Here is a 14,526-nt window from a genome sequence, read left to right on the forward strand (position 1 = left end):
TGCCTATGCCATGGCGATGCAGGGGCTGACAAGCGCCGGAGCCGTCGATCACCGCCATCCGCCCCACTCCTCAACTCCGGCTTCGGCCTGGGCTTTGCCCCAGGTTTCGGGCCGGGCTTCAGCTCCGGCGACCTCGGCGCATTTATATATCATGATTTCATGCTTCTTCTTCATGACGTGAAACCACTTCCATCTTTCCTGATCTTGCGTGTAAATCCGCGAAGCTCCCGCTCGGGTCAGCCCGCTCTCCATCCTTTGCTACCGGGAACCACCGCATGGCTCGGATCATCAGTTTCGCCTCCACCAAGGGCGGCGTCGGCAAGACCAGTCTGGTCATGGCGCTCACCTCCGAACTGCGCCGGCGCGAGGCGAGCGTGCTTCTGCTCGACTGCGATCCCAACCGGCATCTGGCCGAGTGGGCGCGGCGGCGCAACGATGCCGGCGTGCGGGTGCTGGACGAGATCACGGAATCGAACGTCCGCCAGACGGTTCAGGAGAATGCGCCGAGCTTCGACTACACGCTGATCGACCTTGCCGGCTTCGGCAATTTGACCATGCTCTACGCCTTCTCGGTCAGCGACGGGGTGCTGATCCCGACCCAGCAGTCCTTCATGGACGTGAAGGAGACGGTGCGCACCTTCAAGGTGGTGGCGGATTCCGTCGGCGTGCTGAAGCACACCCCGGCCTCCAGCGTGGTGATCGTCCGCACCCAGGCCGCCATCGAATCCCGCGTGGACCGCCATGCCCGCGGCCTGCTGGACGAACATGGCGTCCCGGCCTTCCGCACCGAACTGATCGAGCGATCCCTGCTGAAGGAGATGACCTACACCGGCCACGGCCCGGGCGAGGTCAATCCCGACAGCAACGCCGACCTGAACGTCCGCGCCCTGACCGACGAGTTCGTCGCCTTTCTGGAAAGCTCCCCGGCCAACCCGCTGATCCCGCGGGGATGAGGAGAGGAGCCTTCCGTAGGACACCCGGAAGGCTTTGCGACTGCGCCATGCCATGCCATGCCATGCCATGCCATGCCATGAGACGGGCACATGGCATGGTGGCATGTCTTCATGAAATGATTTTATAGCCCTGCGAATGCGCAGCCTACGGAGTGCGGCAGGCTGCGCATCTGGGGGCGGAGCATCAGAACCGATCCCGGCAAGGGGTGCCGTGAGCAGACACCGGCCGCACCGAAGCGTGGGTGACAATTCAATATTTCATGTCATGATTTATTGGCATTATGTTTTCATGGACCGGGAATCCTCGGAAAGCAGCTGAGAGGAGAACCGGAAGCGCAAGACCGCACCATCAGCCGATGCTTCCCGACAATTTATCATGCCACGATATCATGATTTTACTCTCCCCCCACCAAGCCGGCAGGGGCCTCGATCCGGTCCGCCGATCCCATTGGCGAGACCTGAAGCAGCGCAGCCCCCCTCACAACGGAGGCCCCGATGAGGGAGCGGTAAACTCCTTCCCCGCTGCCAGAACACACAGTCCAACCGGAAGCCAGGACACCCTACGCCGCCGGCAGCATCAGCATATGATTTCATGATCTGTCTTCATGTCTTTTCATGGTGAGGCCCCCTTCCGCCGCCCCCTGTGCTTCCGGTGCCACGCCGGCAGGCTTTCCGCCAAGATGCCCCTCGCACCCGACACATGCCGTGAAGACAGGACAGCAAGTCATGATAATGCTTCATGGCTTATCCAGCCGGCCCATGCCGGCATCGCCCTGACCGGAGTGCCCATGTCGACCGACAGCCCCGCCAAGCCCCCCTTGAAGCCTGCCGCCAAGCCGGCCCGCCCTCCGCTGGGCGGGATCGGGATCGGCGGGCTGGGGGCGGACGACGTCGACCCGATCCGCCAATATGGGTTGAGCAAGGGCTTCCTGCCGACCGAGACGGAGCACTCCGCGGCGCTCGCCCACTCCCATCCGCAGGCCCCCACTCCCCAGCCCCAGCCGATACCGACACCGGCGCCAACCATCGTCCGTCCGGCACCGACCCGGCCATGGCAGGCGATGCTGCCGGACTATCTGGTGGAGGAACTGCGGCAGGCCGCCGCACGCGAAGGCACCGCCCAGAAGGTGATCGTGCTGAAGGCCCTCCGGCAGGCCGGCTTCCGGATCGACGAGATCGACCTACAGGACCTGCGGCGGCGCTGAGCCAGCCCCAAGAAGCACACAAGGACGGCCAAAGGGACGGTTTGACTCTCCTTAAGGAGCCGTCTATGCCCTACCCGCGCTCTGCTCCTGCTCCAAACCGACTGCAGACCACCAGCGACGACGAGAGATGAAGGCAAACATCACACAGGCCGCCCCGGCGCCGTCCTCCCAGGCAGCCTCGCCCCTTCAGGCCTCGCCCCGTCCGGTGTCGCCCGCCCCAATCCCGCTTCCGGCCCCAATCCCGCCCTCGGTTTCACCCCCCGCTCCGGCACCCGCCCAGTCCGGCTCGCACGGCCTCAGCATCGACATGCTGGAAGGGATGCTGAAACAGCAGCCCAACGACCCCAATGTATGGAGCGCGCTCGGCGCCCTGCTGCGGCAGGCCGGCAAGCCGGAGGCGGCGATCGCCTGCCAGCGGCGCGCACTGGAGATCGACCTGCGTCATGTCGGCGCCTGGACCAATCTCGGCAACGTCCTGGGCGACGTGGAGCGCTATGACGAGGCCATCGCCGCGCAGGAGCATGCGGTGGTGCTGTCGGGCGGCAACGCCAACCTGCTGTCCAACCTGGTGGTGGCTCTGCGGCACGGCTGCCGGTTCGACCGCGCGCTGGAGATCCTGGACGTCGCCCTGCGTGCCCGGCCCGGCGACGCGGGCCTGCTGTGGGACCGCGCCCTGACCCTGCTCCAGGTCGGGCGCTATGCCGAGGGCTTCCGCGACTACGACTCCCGCCTGTCACTGCCCAGCTATCAGAATCGCATCGCCGAAGGGCCGATGTGGGACGGCGGGCCGCTGAACGGCAAGACCATCCTGCTGACCACCGAACAGGGCTTCGGCGATGTGCTGCTGACCGCGCGCTATGTGCCGCTGGTCAAGGCGCGCGGCGGACGGGTCCTGCTGGAATGCCATCCGGAGCTTCAGCGCCTGCTGTCCGGGCTGGAGGGCCTCGACGGTTTCGTGCGCGCCGGCACCGCCTATCCGGCCTACGACGTCCATTGCCCGCTGATGAGCCTGCCACACCGGCTGGGCACGACCATCGAGACGGTGCCGCCGCCATTCCGCCCGAGCGTTCCGGCCGAAGCGCGCGAGAAGGCCGCCCGGCTGATTCCCGGCCCGGACGGCACGATCAAGGTCGGCATCATCTGGTCCGGTCGCGTCACCTTCAAGGACAACGCGCGGCGCGCCACCACGCTCAGCCGCTTCCTGCGCTTCCTCGACGTGCCGAAGGTACGGCTCTACAGCATCCAGAAGGGGCCGCCGGAGGCGGAACTGGAGACGCTCGGCACCTCCACCCTGATCACGCCGCTGGGACCGCATTTCAACGACTTCGCCGATACCGCGGCGGTGCTGGAACGGCTCGATCTGGTGATCATGACCGACAGTTCGGTGGCGCATCTGGCCGGCTCGCTGGGCCGCCCGGTGTGGAACCTGCTGCAGTTCATGCCCTACTGGGTCTATTGCGACAAGGGCGACACCACCCCCTGGTACCCGTCGATGCGTCTGTTCCGCCAGACCACGCCCGGGGACTGGGACGGCGTGTTCGCCGCCGCAGAGAAGGCCCTGCGTCAGGTGGTGGCGCTCAGGACCTGAGGGCAGGCTTTCTCAGCCACCGGTTCGGCCATAACGGGCCAGCAGCGGGTCCTGCCGTTTCAGGATACGCTCCAGGTTGGCGAGCGCATCATCCACCCCCTCGGCCGGCTCCACCCAGCGGTCGGGTTCCGGCAGCATGGCGAGCGGGGCCGCGGGAATGGCTCCGACGGTCTCCGCGGCCGCAGATCGTGGCGCCACCTCCCCCAGCATCGATGCCAGATCCTCGGCTACGAAGACGCGGTGGGTGCGCCTGCGCGTGATCTCCACGGCGATCTCCAGCCGCTGCAATTCCTCCAGCAGGTCGGTGGCCGCACTGGTGGCGCAGCGCAGCCGGGCGGCCAGCCGGGCCGGGCTCATCACGCCTTCCGCCGCCACCGCATCGACGGCACGGCGGATGCGCGCATCGCTGCGCCGGTCGCCAACCCGCCGGCGCCAGCCGCGCCAGCGGTGCAACAGGGCGATCAGGCTTTCCTCCCCTTCCTCCGCCTGCCGCGCCATACCGTCGAGAAAAGTCACCAGCCAGTTCCCACTTGGCCAGTTCCCGCTTGGCCAGCCCCCGCCCGGCCGGGTTCCACTCGGGTCGGCACGGCGGATCGCCTCGACCCCGTTCAGGCAGGGCACCGGCAGCGGCGTCATCCCCCGAACGGCAAGAAAACGGGACACCGCCAGACAGGCGCCGCCACGGTCGCCGCCGGCTTCCAGATGCGCAAGGAAACCAAGCCCGCAGGCGATCAGCACCGCTCCCTTCGTCGGCTCCAGCGCCGCTTCCATCCGCGCCATTGCATCGTCAGCCCCGGTCGGAACAAGGGGAGGGGCGTCGCCAGCCGCGCCACCGTCATCGGCGTCATCGGCAAGCATCTGCCGCATCAGGTCGAGCGCCAGCATGGTCGCTCCCCAATCACGCGACGCCCGTGCCGGCACGCGGGCCAGCAGGGTGCGCAGACGGTTGGGATCGACACGGCGTCCCTGGGCGTCGGCGATCGATGCCGCAGCCTCGGCCCGCGACCGGTGCAGCCAAGCCGCGAGCACCGGCGTTCCAGCCATCGCCTGCGCCAATCGGCCGACCGCGATGGAGGCCCGCTCCAGAGGGGGGAGGAGGGAGTGTGGATCGGAAAGGGATCTAATCATCTATTATATATCAACTAGTTAGTTTATATACCTATCCATATTTCATGAACCTGTCCAGTTTACTCGATCTCACCGTTGCATTTCTGGTGATAATTTCCGCTATCGCCAGAAAGGCAGGCCATCATATCCTGGCGCGGCGCCCTTCTCCCCAGCCCCTACGGCTTATCGGATGACCGCTCCACCACATCTGCCCATCCTTCCCGCCACCAGGGATGCCGACGCGCTCGACGCCACCTTCTTGCCCCATCCCCCGATTGCTCTTGCGGTGGCACGGCGGCTGGTGCCCTGGTGGCGGGCGCTTCAGCGCAATGCACCGGCCAACACCACACGTGCTCTGTGGGCCGATGCCCGCCACTACATCCGCTGGTGCGCCAACCAAGGCCGGGTGGCGGTGCCGGCAGGACCGGAGACGGTGATCGCCTATCTGACTGTACTCGCCAACGATGGCGGGCGGGATGGCCAGCCGGCCGCCTATGGGACCGTGGCGCGGCGCAAATCGACCATCGCCGCCCTGCATGAGGCCGCAGGCCAGCCCGACCCGTGCCGGGATCGTCTGGTGCGTCTGGAGATGAAGGGGTTGGCCGTCCGTCTCGGCCGCCGGCCGGCGCAGGCGGTCGGGCTGCGCCGCGACGACGTGCAGGAGATGCTGACCGCCCTCGATCGCATCGCCGACGGCTCTGGGGACAGAGCGGACGAACCGGCGGCGGTGCGCGATGCGGCGCTGATCGCCGTCGGCTACGACACCCTGCGCCGCCGGGCAGAACTGGTACGGCTGACCATCGCCGACATACAGACGGAGCGGGACGGCAGCGGCCGGCTGTTCGTCGCCCGCTCCAAGACCGATCAGGCCGGGCAGGGCCGCTGGTGCTGGCTGGGGCCAGACAGCATGGTCCGGCTGCAACGGTGGCTGCGGCTGCGCGCCCTCCTGCTCGATGAAGCCCTGGCTGAGGGGGAGCGGCTGATGCGCCGCTGTGCTCCAAGCCAAGGTTCAAGCAATCGCTTCGAAAATACGGCCCGGCACGACCGGTTGCTGCGGCGGCAGGCGCGGCTGGAGGCTTGTCGCGAGGTGCTGTGGCTGCAGATCGGCACCGACCGGCTGGCCCGCAGGACAGGTGCGGTGCTGGGCCCGCTGGCGGTGGCGGGGCCGGACCCTGGCAAGCGGGTGGGCGAGATCTTCAAGGCACGCGCCAAAGCCGTCGGACTGGAGGGCAGCGGCGTACCGGGCGAGGGAGCGGTATCGGGCCACAGCCTGCGGGTCGGCGGCGCCCAGGACCTGCTGGCCGCCGGCTTCGGGCTGCCCGCCATCCAACAGGCCGGTGACTGGACCTCTCCCGCCATGCCCGCCCGCTACGGCGAACGCATCGCCGCCGGAACCGGGGCCATGGCGCAACTCGCCGAGAAGCAGGGCCGGAGCGGGGGCAAAGCCTGACCCGGCACCGGCACGATCCCGTTCCTCCACCTGCCCTGTTCTTCTGGCCCATCCCCCTGTCCGAACGCGCGAACTCCGCCCTATAGGGGTGGATTTATGCTCGTTGCCGTACCGGCGTCCGCCGGCCTTCGGCAACCCTGACAGCAGTGGGAGGTTGGCATGAGTATGATAAGGCGCAGCTCCGCTGAGTTTCTCGGGACATTCTGGCTGGTCTTCGGCGGCTGCGGCAGTGCCGTGCTCGCCGCCGCCTTTCCGCAGGTCGGAATCGGATTGCTTGGCGTCTCCCTCGCCTTCGGCCTCACCGTCCTGACCATGGCCTATTCCATCGGCCACATCTCCGGCTGCCACCTGAACCCGGCGGTCACCGTCGGGCTGTGGGCCGGCGGACGGTTCCCGGCCAAGGACATCCTGCCCTATGTGCTGGCCCAGCTGGTGGGGGCCTTCGCGGCGGCCCTGGTCCTCTCTGTCATCGCCACCGGAAAGGCCGACTACAGCCTGGCCGTCAACGGTCTTGCCGCCAACGGGTACGAGACCCATTCACCCGGCCAGTATGGCATCGCCTCCGCCCTGGTGATCGAACTGGTGCTGACCTTCTTCTTCGTGTTGATCATCCTGGGTTCCACCGACCGGCGGGCGCCGGCCGGCTTTGCCCCGCTGGCCATCGGCATGGCGCTCGTCCTCATCCACCTGATCAGCATCCCGGTCACCAACACGTCGGTGAACCCGGCACGCAGCACCGGTCCGGCACTGGTTGTCGGCGGATGGGCGTTGCAGCAGCTCTGGCTGTTCTGGCTCGCCCCGCTGGCCGGGGGATTGGCGGGCGGGCTGGCCTATCGCGCGCTTGCCGAGGAGATGCCGGCGAAGCCCGCCATCACCGGGCAGGCGGAAAGCTCCACCTGAAGCAGGCCCGGTTTCCTCATCGACGGGATCGGTCCGCAAAGGGCCGGTCCCGGATGACTTGCCCCCGAATAGCCCGCCGATGTCGCAACGCCTCGCCACCGTCCACTGTTATTCAGGCAGGACAAACGGCGCAGAAGGCGTATCCATGCGGCAGTTCGACCCTGACTCCAACCCGATGACCGAAGCCGACTACGGCATCGTGCTCGGCCTATTCATCGGGATCTATTTCGGCCTGCTGGTGGTGTCTGCACTCCCCTGATCCCGTTGCCCGACCATCGCTGTGGCCAACCATGACCTGATGGTCCGGGCGTGGAACCGCGTCCTCGAAGCCATCCACATAGAACGGGGATGAGGCAGCGATATGGTTCCACCATATGTTTTCATGAAAACATGTTATATCGTCTTCAAGTGACCTGATTTGGGGAAACCGGCAGCCGGGTTGACAAGAGTGCCGCCCGGGCGGCTTTTCAACAGGACGGACCCGCAAGGGGCCCCCCTCGAAAAGGCTGCCGCTGCCATCATGCCCGCCATCATCTCCGACGACATATCCTCTCCCCGGAACGCCGGCCGCCGCAGGGCCGCCTTCTTCGACCGCGACGGCGTGCTGAACGAGGACATCGGCTTCGCCCATCGCCCGGACCAGATCACCTGGATGCCAGGGGCCAGGGAGGCGGTGAAGCGGCTGAACGATGCCGGCTTCCTGGTCTTCGTCGTGACCAACCAGGCCGGCGTCGCCCGCGGACTCTACAGCGAGGACCATGTCCGCACCCTGCATCGCTGGATGCAGCAGGAGCTGAACGCCGTCGGCGCCCATGTCGACGCTTTCTATCACTGCCCGCACCATCCCGAGCATGGCGAGCCGCCCTACCGCACCGACTGCGCCTGCCGCAAGCCGGAGCCGGGAATGCTGTTGCAGGCGATGACCGAATGGCCGGTGGAGCCGAAGGGCAGCTTCCTGATCGGCGACCGCGACACCGACCTGCAGGCGGCGCAGCGGGCAGGCATCGAGGGAACGCTCTACCGCGGCGGCGACCTCGACGCCGTCGTCGCCGGCATCCTGGCGCGGATGGCCTGACGGCTAGGACAGCCAACCCTCAAGCCATCGCCACAGCAGGACGGCCGCCGCCAGCCACAGCACGATCATCAGCACGGCGGCGGCGACGCTGACCGGCCGGGCGGACCGGCGCGCCGCGGCGGCGCGGTGTTCGGCCAGAAGCTCCGGCGGGATCAGGCGGACGACCAGCAGGATGCCGAGCGGCACGATCAGCAGATCGTCCAGATAGCCCAGCACCGGGATGAAGTCGGGAATCAGATCGATCGGGCTCAGCGCATAGGCGGCGACCGCCATCGCCAGCAGGCGGATGGGCAAGGGGGTGCGCGGGTCGCGTGCCGCCAGATAGACGGCGAGCACGTCGCGCTTGACCGCGCGTGCCCATGTCTTCGCGGTTTGCAGCACGGACCGGGTCAGCCGATCTGCTGGAAGAGGGCGGCAGGGGACGGAGAGGCCAAACCGGCGAGGTGGTAGCCCAGCCCCGACAGCCCGTGGAACCCGACATACAGCCCGACCGCCAGGATCAGGGCGCCGGAAACATAGGGTGCCCGCCGGGCGATGCGGCCGAAGGCTCCGGACCAGCGACGTTCGGCATGGCGCATCCCCAGTGCCGCGACCACCCCGGCCGACATCAGGGTCAGGGCCAGCCCGATGCTGAAGCACAGCACCAGCACGCCACCCAGGGCGACCTCCTTCAATTGCAGGCACAGCAGCAGGACGGTGATGGCGGCGGGGCAGGGGATCAGGCCGCCGGTCAGACCGAACAGCAGGATCTGGCCGGTGGTGACCGGCCGGCCGTCGAAACGGCGCCGGATCTCATCGGCATGCGCCCGGGCGTGCGCATCCTCCGGCTCATCGTCATGGTGGTGGTCATGACGATGATCATGATGATGACTGTGGTCATGGTGGTGGTCATGGTCATGACCATGGTCGTGGTGATTGTGATGGCGATGAGAATGCGGGTGCTGCTCCCGCCAGGTCCGCGCCATCATCCACAGCGCCACGCCGACGATCAGCACCGCCGAGGCGACCTGGAAATAGGGCTCGGTCGTCGCGGCGTCCCAGCCCTGGCCCAGCCGCAGGCCGGCCAGGGCCACCACCCACACCACCAGCGTGTGCGACACCGTCGCCGCCAGCCCCAGCAGGACCGCCTGCATCACCGTGCCACGGATGGCGACGATGAAGGCGGCCATCATGGTCTTGGAATGGCCGGGCTCCAGCCCATGCAGGGCGCCCAGCAGGATGGCGCTGGGGACGAACAGCCAGGCCTGCCCGGCTCCCTGCTGCAACAGGGCGGCGAAATCCGGCATCTCTGCCCCCTTACAGGTATTTGGTGATCGCCTTGAATTCGGCGACGGAGCGGCGGGACTCCTCCGGCCCGGCATCGACCGCCGCGTCCAGGCAATGGTCGAGATGGTCGTGGATCAGCAGCTTCTTGGCCTCGCGCACGGCGCTCTCCACCGCGTGGAGTTGCTGCGCGATGTCCAGACAGGGGCGTTCGGCCTCGATCATCTCGATGATGCCGCGCAGATGGCCGTCGGCGCGCTTCAGCCGCTTGACGATCTCGGGATGGGAATGGTGCGTGCTCATGTCCTGATCCTATCCTCCGGGAGGGGATAGAGTCAAAGACAAGGGTTTCCCGGCCGGGGAAGCCCGGCCGGGAAGGGAAATCAGTGCCGGGCGTAGACCTGCGGACCGCCGGCTGCGCCGAACAGCACGACCTGATAGGGCTGGCCGCTGGCCATGTCCATGCCGGGGGCGTCCTGCGGCATGCCGGGAACCGCCAGTCCGCGGGCCTGCGGCCGCTCGGCCAGCAGCCGCTTCACGTCGTCTGCCGGCACATGGCCTTCCAGCACATAGCCGCCGACCCGCGCCGTGTGGCAGGAAGCGAGATCGTCCGGCACGCCGGCCATCCGCTTCATCGGCGTCACGTCGTCGACGACATGGACGGTGACGTCGAAGCCGGCCGCGCGCATGTGCCGCACCCAGCCCTCGCAGCATTCACAGCTCGCGGCCTTCCAGACCTCCACCGCCGCACCAGTGGCGGGAACGGCGGCACGGACCATACCCGGCAGCCCCATCGACCCGAGGCCGAGGGCCAGAACAGCCATTGCGGCCCCCCGCATCATCGTCCGCCGCGTCATGCTCATAGAAGCTCTCCTAAAGAAATCAGTGCCTTGCCCAGGACGCTCACCGGCGCCGATCACGGTCGGGCGGACAGGAGGCGCAGGGCATTGGCGGTGACCAGCACGGTGGCGCCGGTGTCCGCCAGGATCGCCGGCCACAGCCCGGTGACCCCCAGCACGGTGGTGAGCAGGAAGACCGCCTTCAAGCCCAAAGCCAATGCGATGTTTTGCCGTATGGTGGCCATGGTGCGGCGTGACAACGCCACCATCGCCGCCACGTCGCCGACCCGGCCGTGCAGGATGGCGGCGTCGGCGGTCTCCAGCGCCACATCGGTGCCGCCGCCCATCGCGATGCCGACATCGGCGGCGGCGAGCGCCGGGGCGTCGTTGATGCCGTCGCCGACCTTCGCCACCCGCTGTCCCTTGGCCTGGAGGTCGCGGACGATGCGCAGCTTGTCGTCCGGCAGCAGTTCGGCATGCGCCGCCATGCCCAGCATCCCGGCGACCGCCCCGGCAGTCCGGGCGTTGTCGCCCGTCACCATCAGCGAGCGGATGCCGGCACGCTCCAGCGCGGCGATCCCGCTGCGGGCATCGGGGCGCGGCTCGTCGCGCATGGCGATCAGCCCGGCCGGGCTGCCGTCCACCAGCAGGACCGAGACCGTCTTCCCCGCCTCGGCAAAGACCGCAGCCTGACCGGCCTGCGCCGTGGTCAGGGTGGCGGCCTGGGGCGACAGCAGCGCCACCGTACGGGCGCCCACCTTGCCGGTCAGGCCGGCGCCTGGGAGTGCCGTCACATCATCGGCGACCGGCGGGGCGATGCCGCGCTCCGCCGCCGCGGCCAGGATGGCGCGGGCCAGCGGGTGGCTCGACCCGGCCTCCAGCGCTGCCGCATCGGCCAGCAGATCCGCCTCGCTTCCGCCAAAGGGGATCAGATCGGTGACGCGGGGCTTGCCTTCCGTCAGGGTGCCGGTCTTGTCGAAGGCGACGCTGGTGATGCGGCCCAGCGCCTCCAGCACGGCACCGCCCTTCAGCAGCAGCCCGCGCCGGGCGCCGTTCGACAGGCCGGCGGCGATGGCCGCCGGGGTGGAGATCACCAGCGCACAGGGGCAGCCGATCAGCAGCACCGCCAGGGCGCGGTAGATCCACTCCGTCCAGCCGCCGCCGAAGGCCAGCGGCGGCACCACGGCGACCAGGGCCGCCACGCCGACGATGCCCGGCGTGTAGAAGCGGGCGAAGCGATCGATCAGCCGTTCGGTCGGCGCCTTGCCGGCCTGCGCCTCCTCCACCAGCCGGACGATGCGGGCGATGGTGTTGTCGCGCGCCGTGGCGGTGACGCGGACGCGCAGCGCCCCGTCGGCATTGATGGTGCCGGCGAAGACCGCATCGCCCTCGGCCTTGGGCTTCGGCAGGCTCTCGCCGGTGACGGGGGAGTCGTCGACGGCGCTGCGGCCGGACAGCACGATGCCATCGGCCGCCACCCGGTCGCCCGGCCGCACCAGGATGATGGAGCCGACGGCCAGCCCGGCGGCGGGAACGGGTTGCGGGGCGCCGCCGTCCCGCTCCAGCAATGCCGTGTCGGGGACCAACGCGGTCAGACCGCGGATGCCGGCCCGCGCCCGGCCGGCCGCCACCCCTTCCAGCAGTTCGCCGACCAGGAAGAGGACCAGAACCGTCGCCGCCTCCTCCACCGCGCCGATCAGCAGCGCGCCGATGGCGGCGACCGTCATCAGCATCTCGATGGAGAAGGGCGTTCCGGCCCGCGCTGCCGCCAAGGCACGGCGCGCCACCGGGACCAGCCCGACCATCAGCGCCAGCGGAAAGGCCCAGGGCTCCGCCGCCGGCACCAGCAGGCCGAGCGCAGTCGCGGCGGCCAGGGCGGCACCGGCCGTCATGGTCAGCAGAGCCTTGCGCCCCCGCCACCAGGGTGCTTCGGACGCATCGTCGTGAGACTGGGAGTGCCCGTGGGGATGCGGGTGCGAATGGGCGGCAGTTCCGCAGCAGCCCCCGCCGCAAGCCGACGGCCCAGCCTCCGCCACCGGATCGGCGGGGACGGCGCCATAGCCGAGTGCGGCAAGCGGACGGACCACCGTTTCGGTGCCCAGTGTATCGTCGTGCGAGACAGTCACCGTGCCGGCGGGCACGGACACCCGCACCTCGCGGATCCCCGGCACCCGGCGCAGCGCCGTCTCGATCTTGGCAGCACAGGATCCGCAATCCATGCCGGAAACCCGGTAGCGGCTGGTGCGCAAGGCGGTTCCGCCGCTCCCGATCTCATCCTGCGTGTCGTGCATGGGAAAGCTCCTTCCGGGCGCGCATCTTCGGCAGTTCCCAGGGAGCCTAAATTCTCCAGCGGCTGGAGGATCAAGGGGGAAAAGCGCCGTCCATGCACAGCCCGGCGGGATGCTTGGAAGATTTCCGGCTTGGGTCTCCGGTTTCAGCGGCCCGCGTCGCCGGCGTCCGTTTCGTCATTCCCGGGCGAATGCTCCGGAAGCCCAGCGAAGGGCTCGGTCCTGGGAATGATGGGATGCTGTTCCTGCCCGACGATGGGCGACCAGCGGGGTGAGCCGTGTTTCACCTCCAGGAAGGAGGCATGGTCCAGGGCCGGCTTGTAGACCCGGAAGGCCTTCATGATCGACAGGATGCCCGCGGAATCGAGCGGCCCCAGAAAGGATTCGTCCAAATCGAGGAAGGACGGATGCGAAATCCAGCGTTCCAGCTGTGCCGCATTGAGAAAGAAGCTGCCGGCCGCCGGATAGGAGCTCCGTTCGAAACGGACGGCCTCCCCCATGAACTCCATGGCCAATTCCGGGTGGTCGGACAGATCCTGATGCTCGGCCGTCCAGGGCCGGCCGAGGATGTAATCCGGATAGACCTTGTAACCGAAGGCCGAGGCGTTTTCGAACCGGTTGGGCTGCAACAGCGCCTCCGGCCCGAACCGGGCGTCAAACAGCGCCCGTTTGCGGAAGAACAGCGGGTCGGTCATGATGATGTCGTCTTCGACATAGCAGTACCAGTCATACTGCCCCGCCAGTTCCCGCATCACCATATGGGCGCCGAAGCCCAGCCGTGTCGGCAGGACGTCTGCATTGATCTTGGCCCGGCGGTAGAGGACCGGGCTGATCCGCAATTCGTCGAGCAGATGGTCGTCGCCGATGGTGCAGACCATCACGTCGATCTCGGCACGGTGGGGCGAAGCGGTCTGCCACGCGACCTTGCGCCAATGGTCGAGCCCGGCCACCCGGCTTCCATAAAGCTGGTGGAAGGCAGAGATGGTTTCGCCGAGGACCGCGATGCGTTCCGCTTTCCGATTGATGTCGCTGGAATTGTTTCCGCCAGCGGCATGGTCGGCCTTGGGGCGGTAGAAATGCGGGATCACGCACAGGATCTTCACAACGGCGCCCTTGCTGAACTGGTCCAAGCCCTGATGCCGGGTGATAGCCGGTGCCGACGGAACGAACAAGCGGAAAGGGGAGAAACAAAACCTTATGGTTGTGTCGCATCGGCATCTCCCGCCCGAAGCGTTGCAGGGGCAGCCATTCCCGGAAATGACATATTGCCGGCGGCCGCCTCAGAACTCAGATTCTCCAAAGACTGGAGGATTCAGGAAAAGGCGATGACCATGCCAGACGCGACACTGACGATCGGCGCGCTCGCCAAGCGGACCGGGGTGAAGATCCCGACCATCCGCTATTACGAGACAATCGGCCTGCTGCCGGAGGCGCCGCGGACCGGCAGCAACCGGCGCACCTACGACAACGGGTCGGTCCGCCGCCTGCGCTTCATCCGCCATGCCCGCGAACTTGGCTTCGAGGTGGAGGCGATCCGCCAGTTGCTGGCGATGGCCGACGATCCGGGCCGGCCCTGCCGGGAGGCCGACCTGCTGGCACGCACCCATCTGGCCGGGATCGAGTCCAGGATCGCCCGGCTGGAGGCCCTGCGCGACGAGGTCCGGCGGATGGTGGAGGGCTGCGCCCAGGATCAGGTGCGCAGCTGCCACGTGATCGAGGTGCTGGCCGACCATGCCCACTGCCTGCACGACAGTCATTGAGGGTTCGGCCGAGCCGAGGCGCCACCCTATGACCTGGAACCGGTTTGCCCCGCGGACGAAGCTGCTTATAGTCGATAATGCAGTGTCGAAATCTTCCG

General features: G+C 67.9%; 15 protein-coding genes. 7 read left to right on the top strand and 8 right to left on the bottom strand.

Features of this window, described 5'->3' with window-relative positions; all coding sequences use genetic code 11:
• Window positions 1–48: 48 nt before the first annotated feature.
• Entirely contained in the window at window positions 49–174 is a 126-nt protein-coding gene (locus tag E6C72_RS32585) for a hypothetical protein (protein ID WP_256379138.1), read from the bottom strand.
• Between the two features lie 101 nt (window positions 175–275).
• Between E6C72_RS32585 and E6C72_RS31170 the strand changes: the two genes are divergently transcribed.
• The 3 genes from E6C72_RS31170 to E6C72_RS31180 all read left to right on the top strand — a co-directional run bounded on the left by E6C72_RS31170 (window position 276) and on the right by E6C72_RS31180 (window position 3,746).
• Window positions 276–953 carry a ParA family protein gene (locus E6C72_RS31170; RefSeq protein ID WP_109046996.1) on the top strand — a complete coding sequence of 226 codons (678 nt, stop codon included), beginning with the start codon at window positions 276–278 and terminating at the stop codon, window positions 951–953.
• Window positions 954–1,741: 788 nt separating this feature from the next.
• Entirely contained in the window at window positions 1,742–2,158 is a 417-nt protein-coding gene (locus E6C72_RS31175; protein ID WP_109085456.1) for a hypothetical protein, read from the top strand.
• A 127-nt stretch (window positions 2,159–2,285) separates the two neighbouring features.
• The gene (locus E6C72_RS31180; protein ID WP_109085457.1) at window positions 2,286–3,746 is read left to right on the top strand and encodes a tetratricopeptide repeat protein; all 1,461 of its coding nucleotides are present in this window, start codon (window positions 2,286–2,288) and stop codon (window positions 3,744–3,746) included.
• 12 nt (window positions 3,747–3,758) lie between these two features.
• On the opposite strand, the gene E6C72_RS31185 is transcribed toward E6C72_RS31180, so the two are convergent.
• Window positions 3,759–4,874, bottom strand: a complete 1,116-nt coding sequence (locus E6C72_RS31185; protein ID WP_136700897.1) for a hypothetical protein — start codon at window positions 4,872–4,874, stop codon at window positions 3,759–3,761.
• 169 nt (window positions 4,875–5,043) lie between these two features.
• Between E6C72_RS31185 and E6C72_RS31190 the strand changes: the two genes are divergently transcribed.
• The 3 genes from E6C72_RS31190 to E6C72_RS31200 all read left to right on the top strand — a co-directional run bounded on the left by E6C72_RS31190 (window position 5,044) and on the right by E6C72_RS31200 (window position 8,278).
• Window positions 5,044–6,303: a hypothetical protein gene (locus E6C72_RS31190; protein ID WP_109085459.1), complete on the top strand. Its 1,260-nt coding sequence runs from the start codon at window positions 5,044–5,046 to the stop codon at window positions 6,301–6,303.
• A gap of 165 nt (window positions 6,304–6,468) precedes the next feature.
• Complete coding sequence (gene aqpZ, locus E6C72_RS31195; RefSeq protein ID WP_305764662.1) at window positions 6,469–7,203, top strand: aquaporin Z; 735 nt, start codon at window positions 6,469–6,471, stop codon at window positions 7,201–7,203.
• A gap of 520 nt (window positions 7,204–7,723) precedes the next feature.
• Window positions 7,724–8,278, top strand: a complete 555-nt coding sequence (locus E6C72_RS31200; RefSeq protein WP_169055340.1) for an HAD-IIIA family hydrolase — start codon at window positions 7,724–7,726, stop codon at window positions 8,276–8,278.
• 3 nt (window positions 8,279–8,281) lie between these two features.
• On the opposite strand, the gene E6C72_RS31205 is transcribed toward E6C72_RS31200, so the two are convergent.
• The 6 genes from E6C72_RS31205 to E6C72_RS31230 all read right to left on the bottom strand — a co-directional run bounded on the left by E6C72_RS31205 (window position 8,282) and on the right by E6C72_RS31230 (window position 13,798).
• Complete coding sequence (locus E6C72_RS31205) at window positions 8,282–8,659, bottom strand: YkvA family protein (protein WP_109085461.1); 378 nt, start codon at window positions 8,657–8,659, stop codon at window positions 8,282–8,284.
• A gap of 8 nt (window positions 8,660–8,667) precedes the next feature.
• Window positions 8,668–9,564, bottom strand: coding sequence for a nickel/cobalt efflux transporter (locus E6C72_RS31210; RefSeq protein ID WP_109085462.1), 897 nt, complete (start codon window positions 9,562–9,564; stop codon window positions 8,668–8,670).
• A 10-nt stretch (window positions 9,565–9,574) separates the two neighbouring features.
• The gene (locus E6C72_RS31215; RefSeq protein WP_109085463.1) at window positions 9,575–9,844 is read right to left on the bottom strand and encodes a metal-sensing transcriptional repressor; all 270 of its coding nucleotides are present in this window, start codon (window positions 9,842–9,844) and stop codon (window positions 9,575–9,577) included.
• A gap of 80 nt (window positions 9,845–9,924) precedes the next feature.
• On the bottom strand, window positions 9,925–10,404 hold the full coding sequence (locus E6C72_RS31220; RefSeq protein WP_136700898.1) for a DUF411 domain-containing protein: 480 nt from the start codon (window positions 10,402–10,404) through the stop codon (window positions 9,925–9,927).
• 53 nt (window positions 10,405–10,457) lie between these two features.
• Window positions 10,458–12,671, bottom strand: a complete 2,214-nt coding sequence (locus tag E6C72_RS31225; protein ID WP_136700899.1) for a heavy metal translocating P-type ATPase — start codon at window positions 12,669–12,671, stop codon at window positions 10,458–10,460.
• A gap of 143 nt (window positions 12,672–12,814) precedes the next feature.
• A complete protein-coding gene (locus tag E6C72_RS31230; RefSeq protein ID WP_136700900.1) occupies window positions 12,815–13,798 on the bottom strand; it encodes a hypothetical protein in 984 nt (327 codons plus the stop codon).
• Between the two features lie 195 nt (window positions 13,799–13,993).
• On the opposite strand from E6C72_RS31230, the gene E6C72_RS31235 reads away from it, so the two are divergent.
• Window positions 13,994–14,428 carry a helix-turn-helix domain-containing protein gene (locus tag E6C72_RS31235; RefSeq protein ID WP_247876088.1) on the top strand — a complete coding sequence of 145 codons (435 nt, stop codon included), beginning with the start codon at window positions 13,994–13,996 and terminating at the stop codon, window positions 14,426–14,428.
• The last annotated feature ends 98 nt before the right edge of the window (window positions 14,429–14,526 follow it).

It is taken from the genome of Azospirillum sp. TSH100 (genome assembly GCF_004923295.1).
Taxonomy (GTDB): Bacteria; Pseudomonadota; Alphaproteobacteria; order Azospirillales; family Azospirillaceae; genus Azospirillum.

Coding starts and splice junctions, on each gene's coding strand:
- E6C72_RS32585 (WP_256379138.1), bottom strand. CDS start 174: ATGAAGAAGAAGCATGAAATCATGATATATAAATGCGCCGAGGTCGCC.
- E6C72_RS31170 (WP_109046996.1), top strand. CDS start 276: ATGGCTCGGATCATCAGTTTCGCCTCCACCAAGGGCGGCGTCGGCAAG.
- E6C72_RS31175 (WP_109085456.1), top strand. CDS start 1,742: ATGTCGACCGACAGCCCCGCCAAGCCCCCCTTGAAGCCTGCCGCCAAG.
- E6C72_RS31180 (WP_109085457.1), top strand. CDS start 2,286: ATGAAGGCAAACATCACACAGGCCGCCCCGGCGCCGTCCTCCCAGGCA.
- E6C72_RS31185 (WP_136700897.1), bottom strand. CDS start 4,874: ATGATTAGATCCCTTTCCGATCCACACTCCCTCCTCCCCCCTCTGGAG.
- E6C72_RS31190 (WP_109085459.1), top strand. CDS start 5,044: ATGACCGCTCCACCACATCTGCCCATCCTTCCCGCCACCAGGGATGCC.
- aqpZ (WP_305764662.1), top strand. CDS start 6,469: ATGATAAGGCGCAGCTCCGCTGAGTTTCTCGGGACATTCTGGCTGGTC.
- E6C72_RS31200 (WP_169055340.1), top strand. CDS start 7,724: ATGCCCGCCATCATCTCCGACGACATATCCTCTCCCCGGAACGCCGGC.
- E6C72_RS31210 (WP_109085462.1), bottom strand. CDS start 9,564: ATGCCGGATTTCGCCGCCCTGTTGCAGCAGGGAGCCGGGCAGGCCTGG.
- E6C72_RS31215 (WP_109085463.1), bottom strand. CDS start 9,844: ATGAGCACGCACCATTCCCATCCCGAGATCGTCAAGCGGCTGAAGCGC.
- E6C72_RS31220 (WP_136700898.1), bottom strand. CDS start 10,404: ATGAGCATGACGCGGCGGACGATGATGCGGGGGGCCGCAATGGCTGTT.
- E6C72_RS31225 (WP_136700899.1), bottom strand. CDS start 12,671: ATGCACGACACGCAGGATGAGATCGGGAGCGGCGGAACCGCCTTGCGC.
- E6C72_RS31235 (WP_247876088.1), top strand. CDS start 13,994: ATGACCATGCCAGACGCGACACTGACGATCGGCGCGCTCGCCAAGCGG.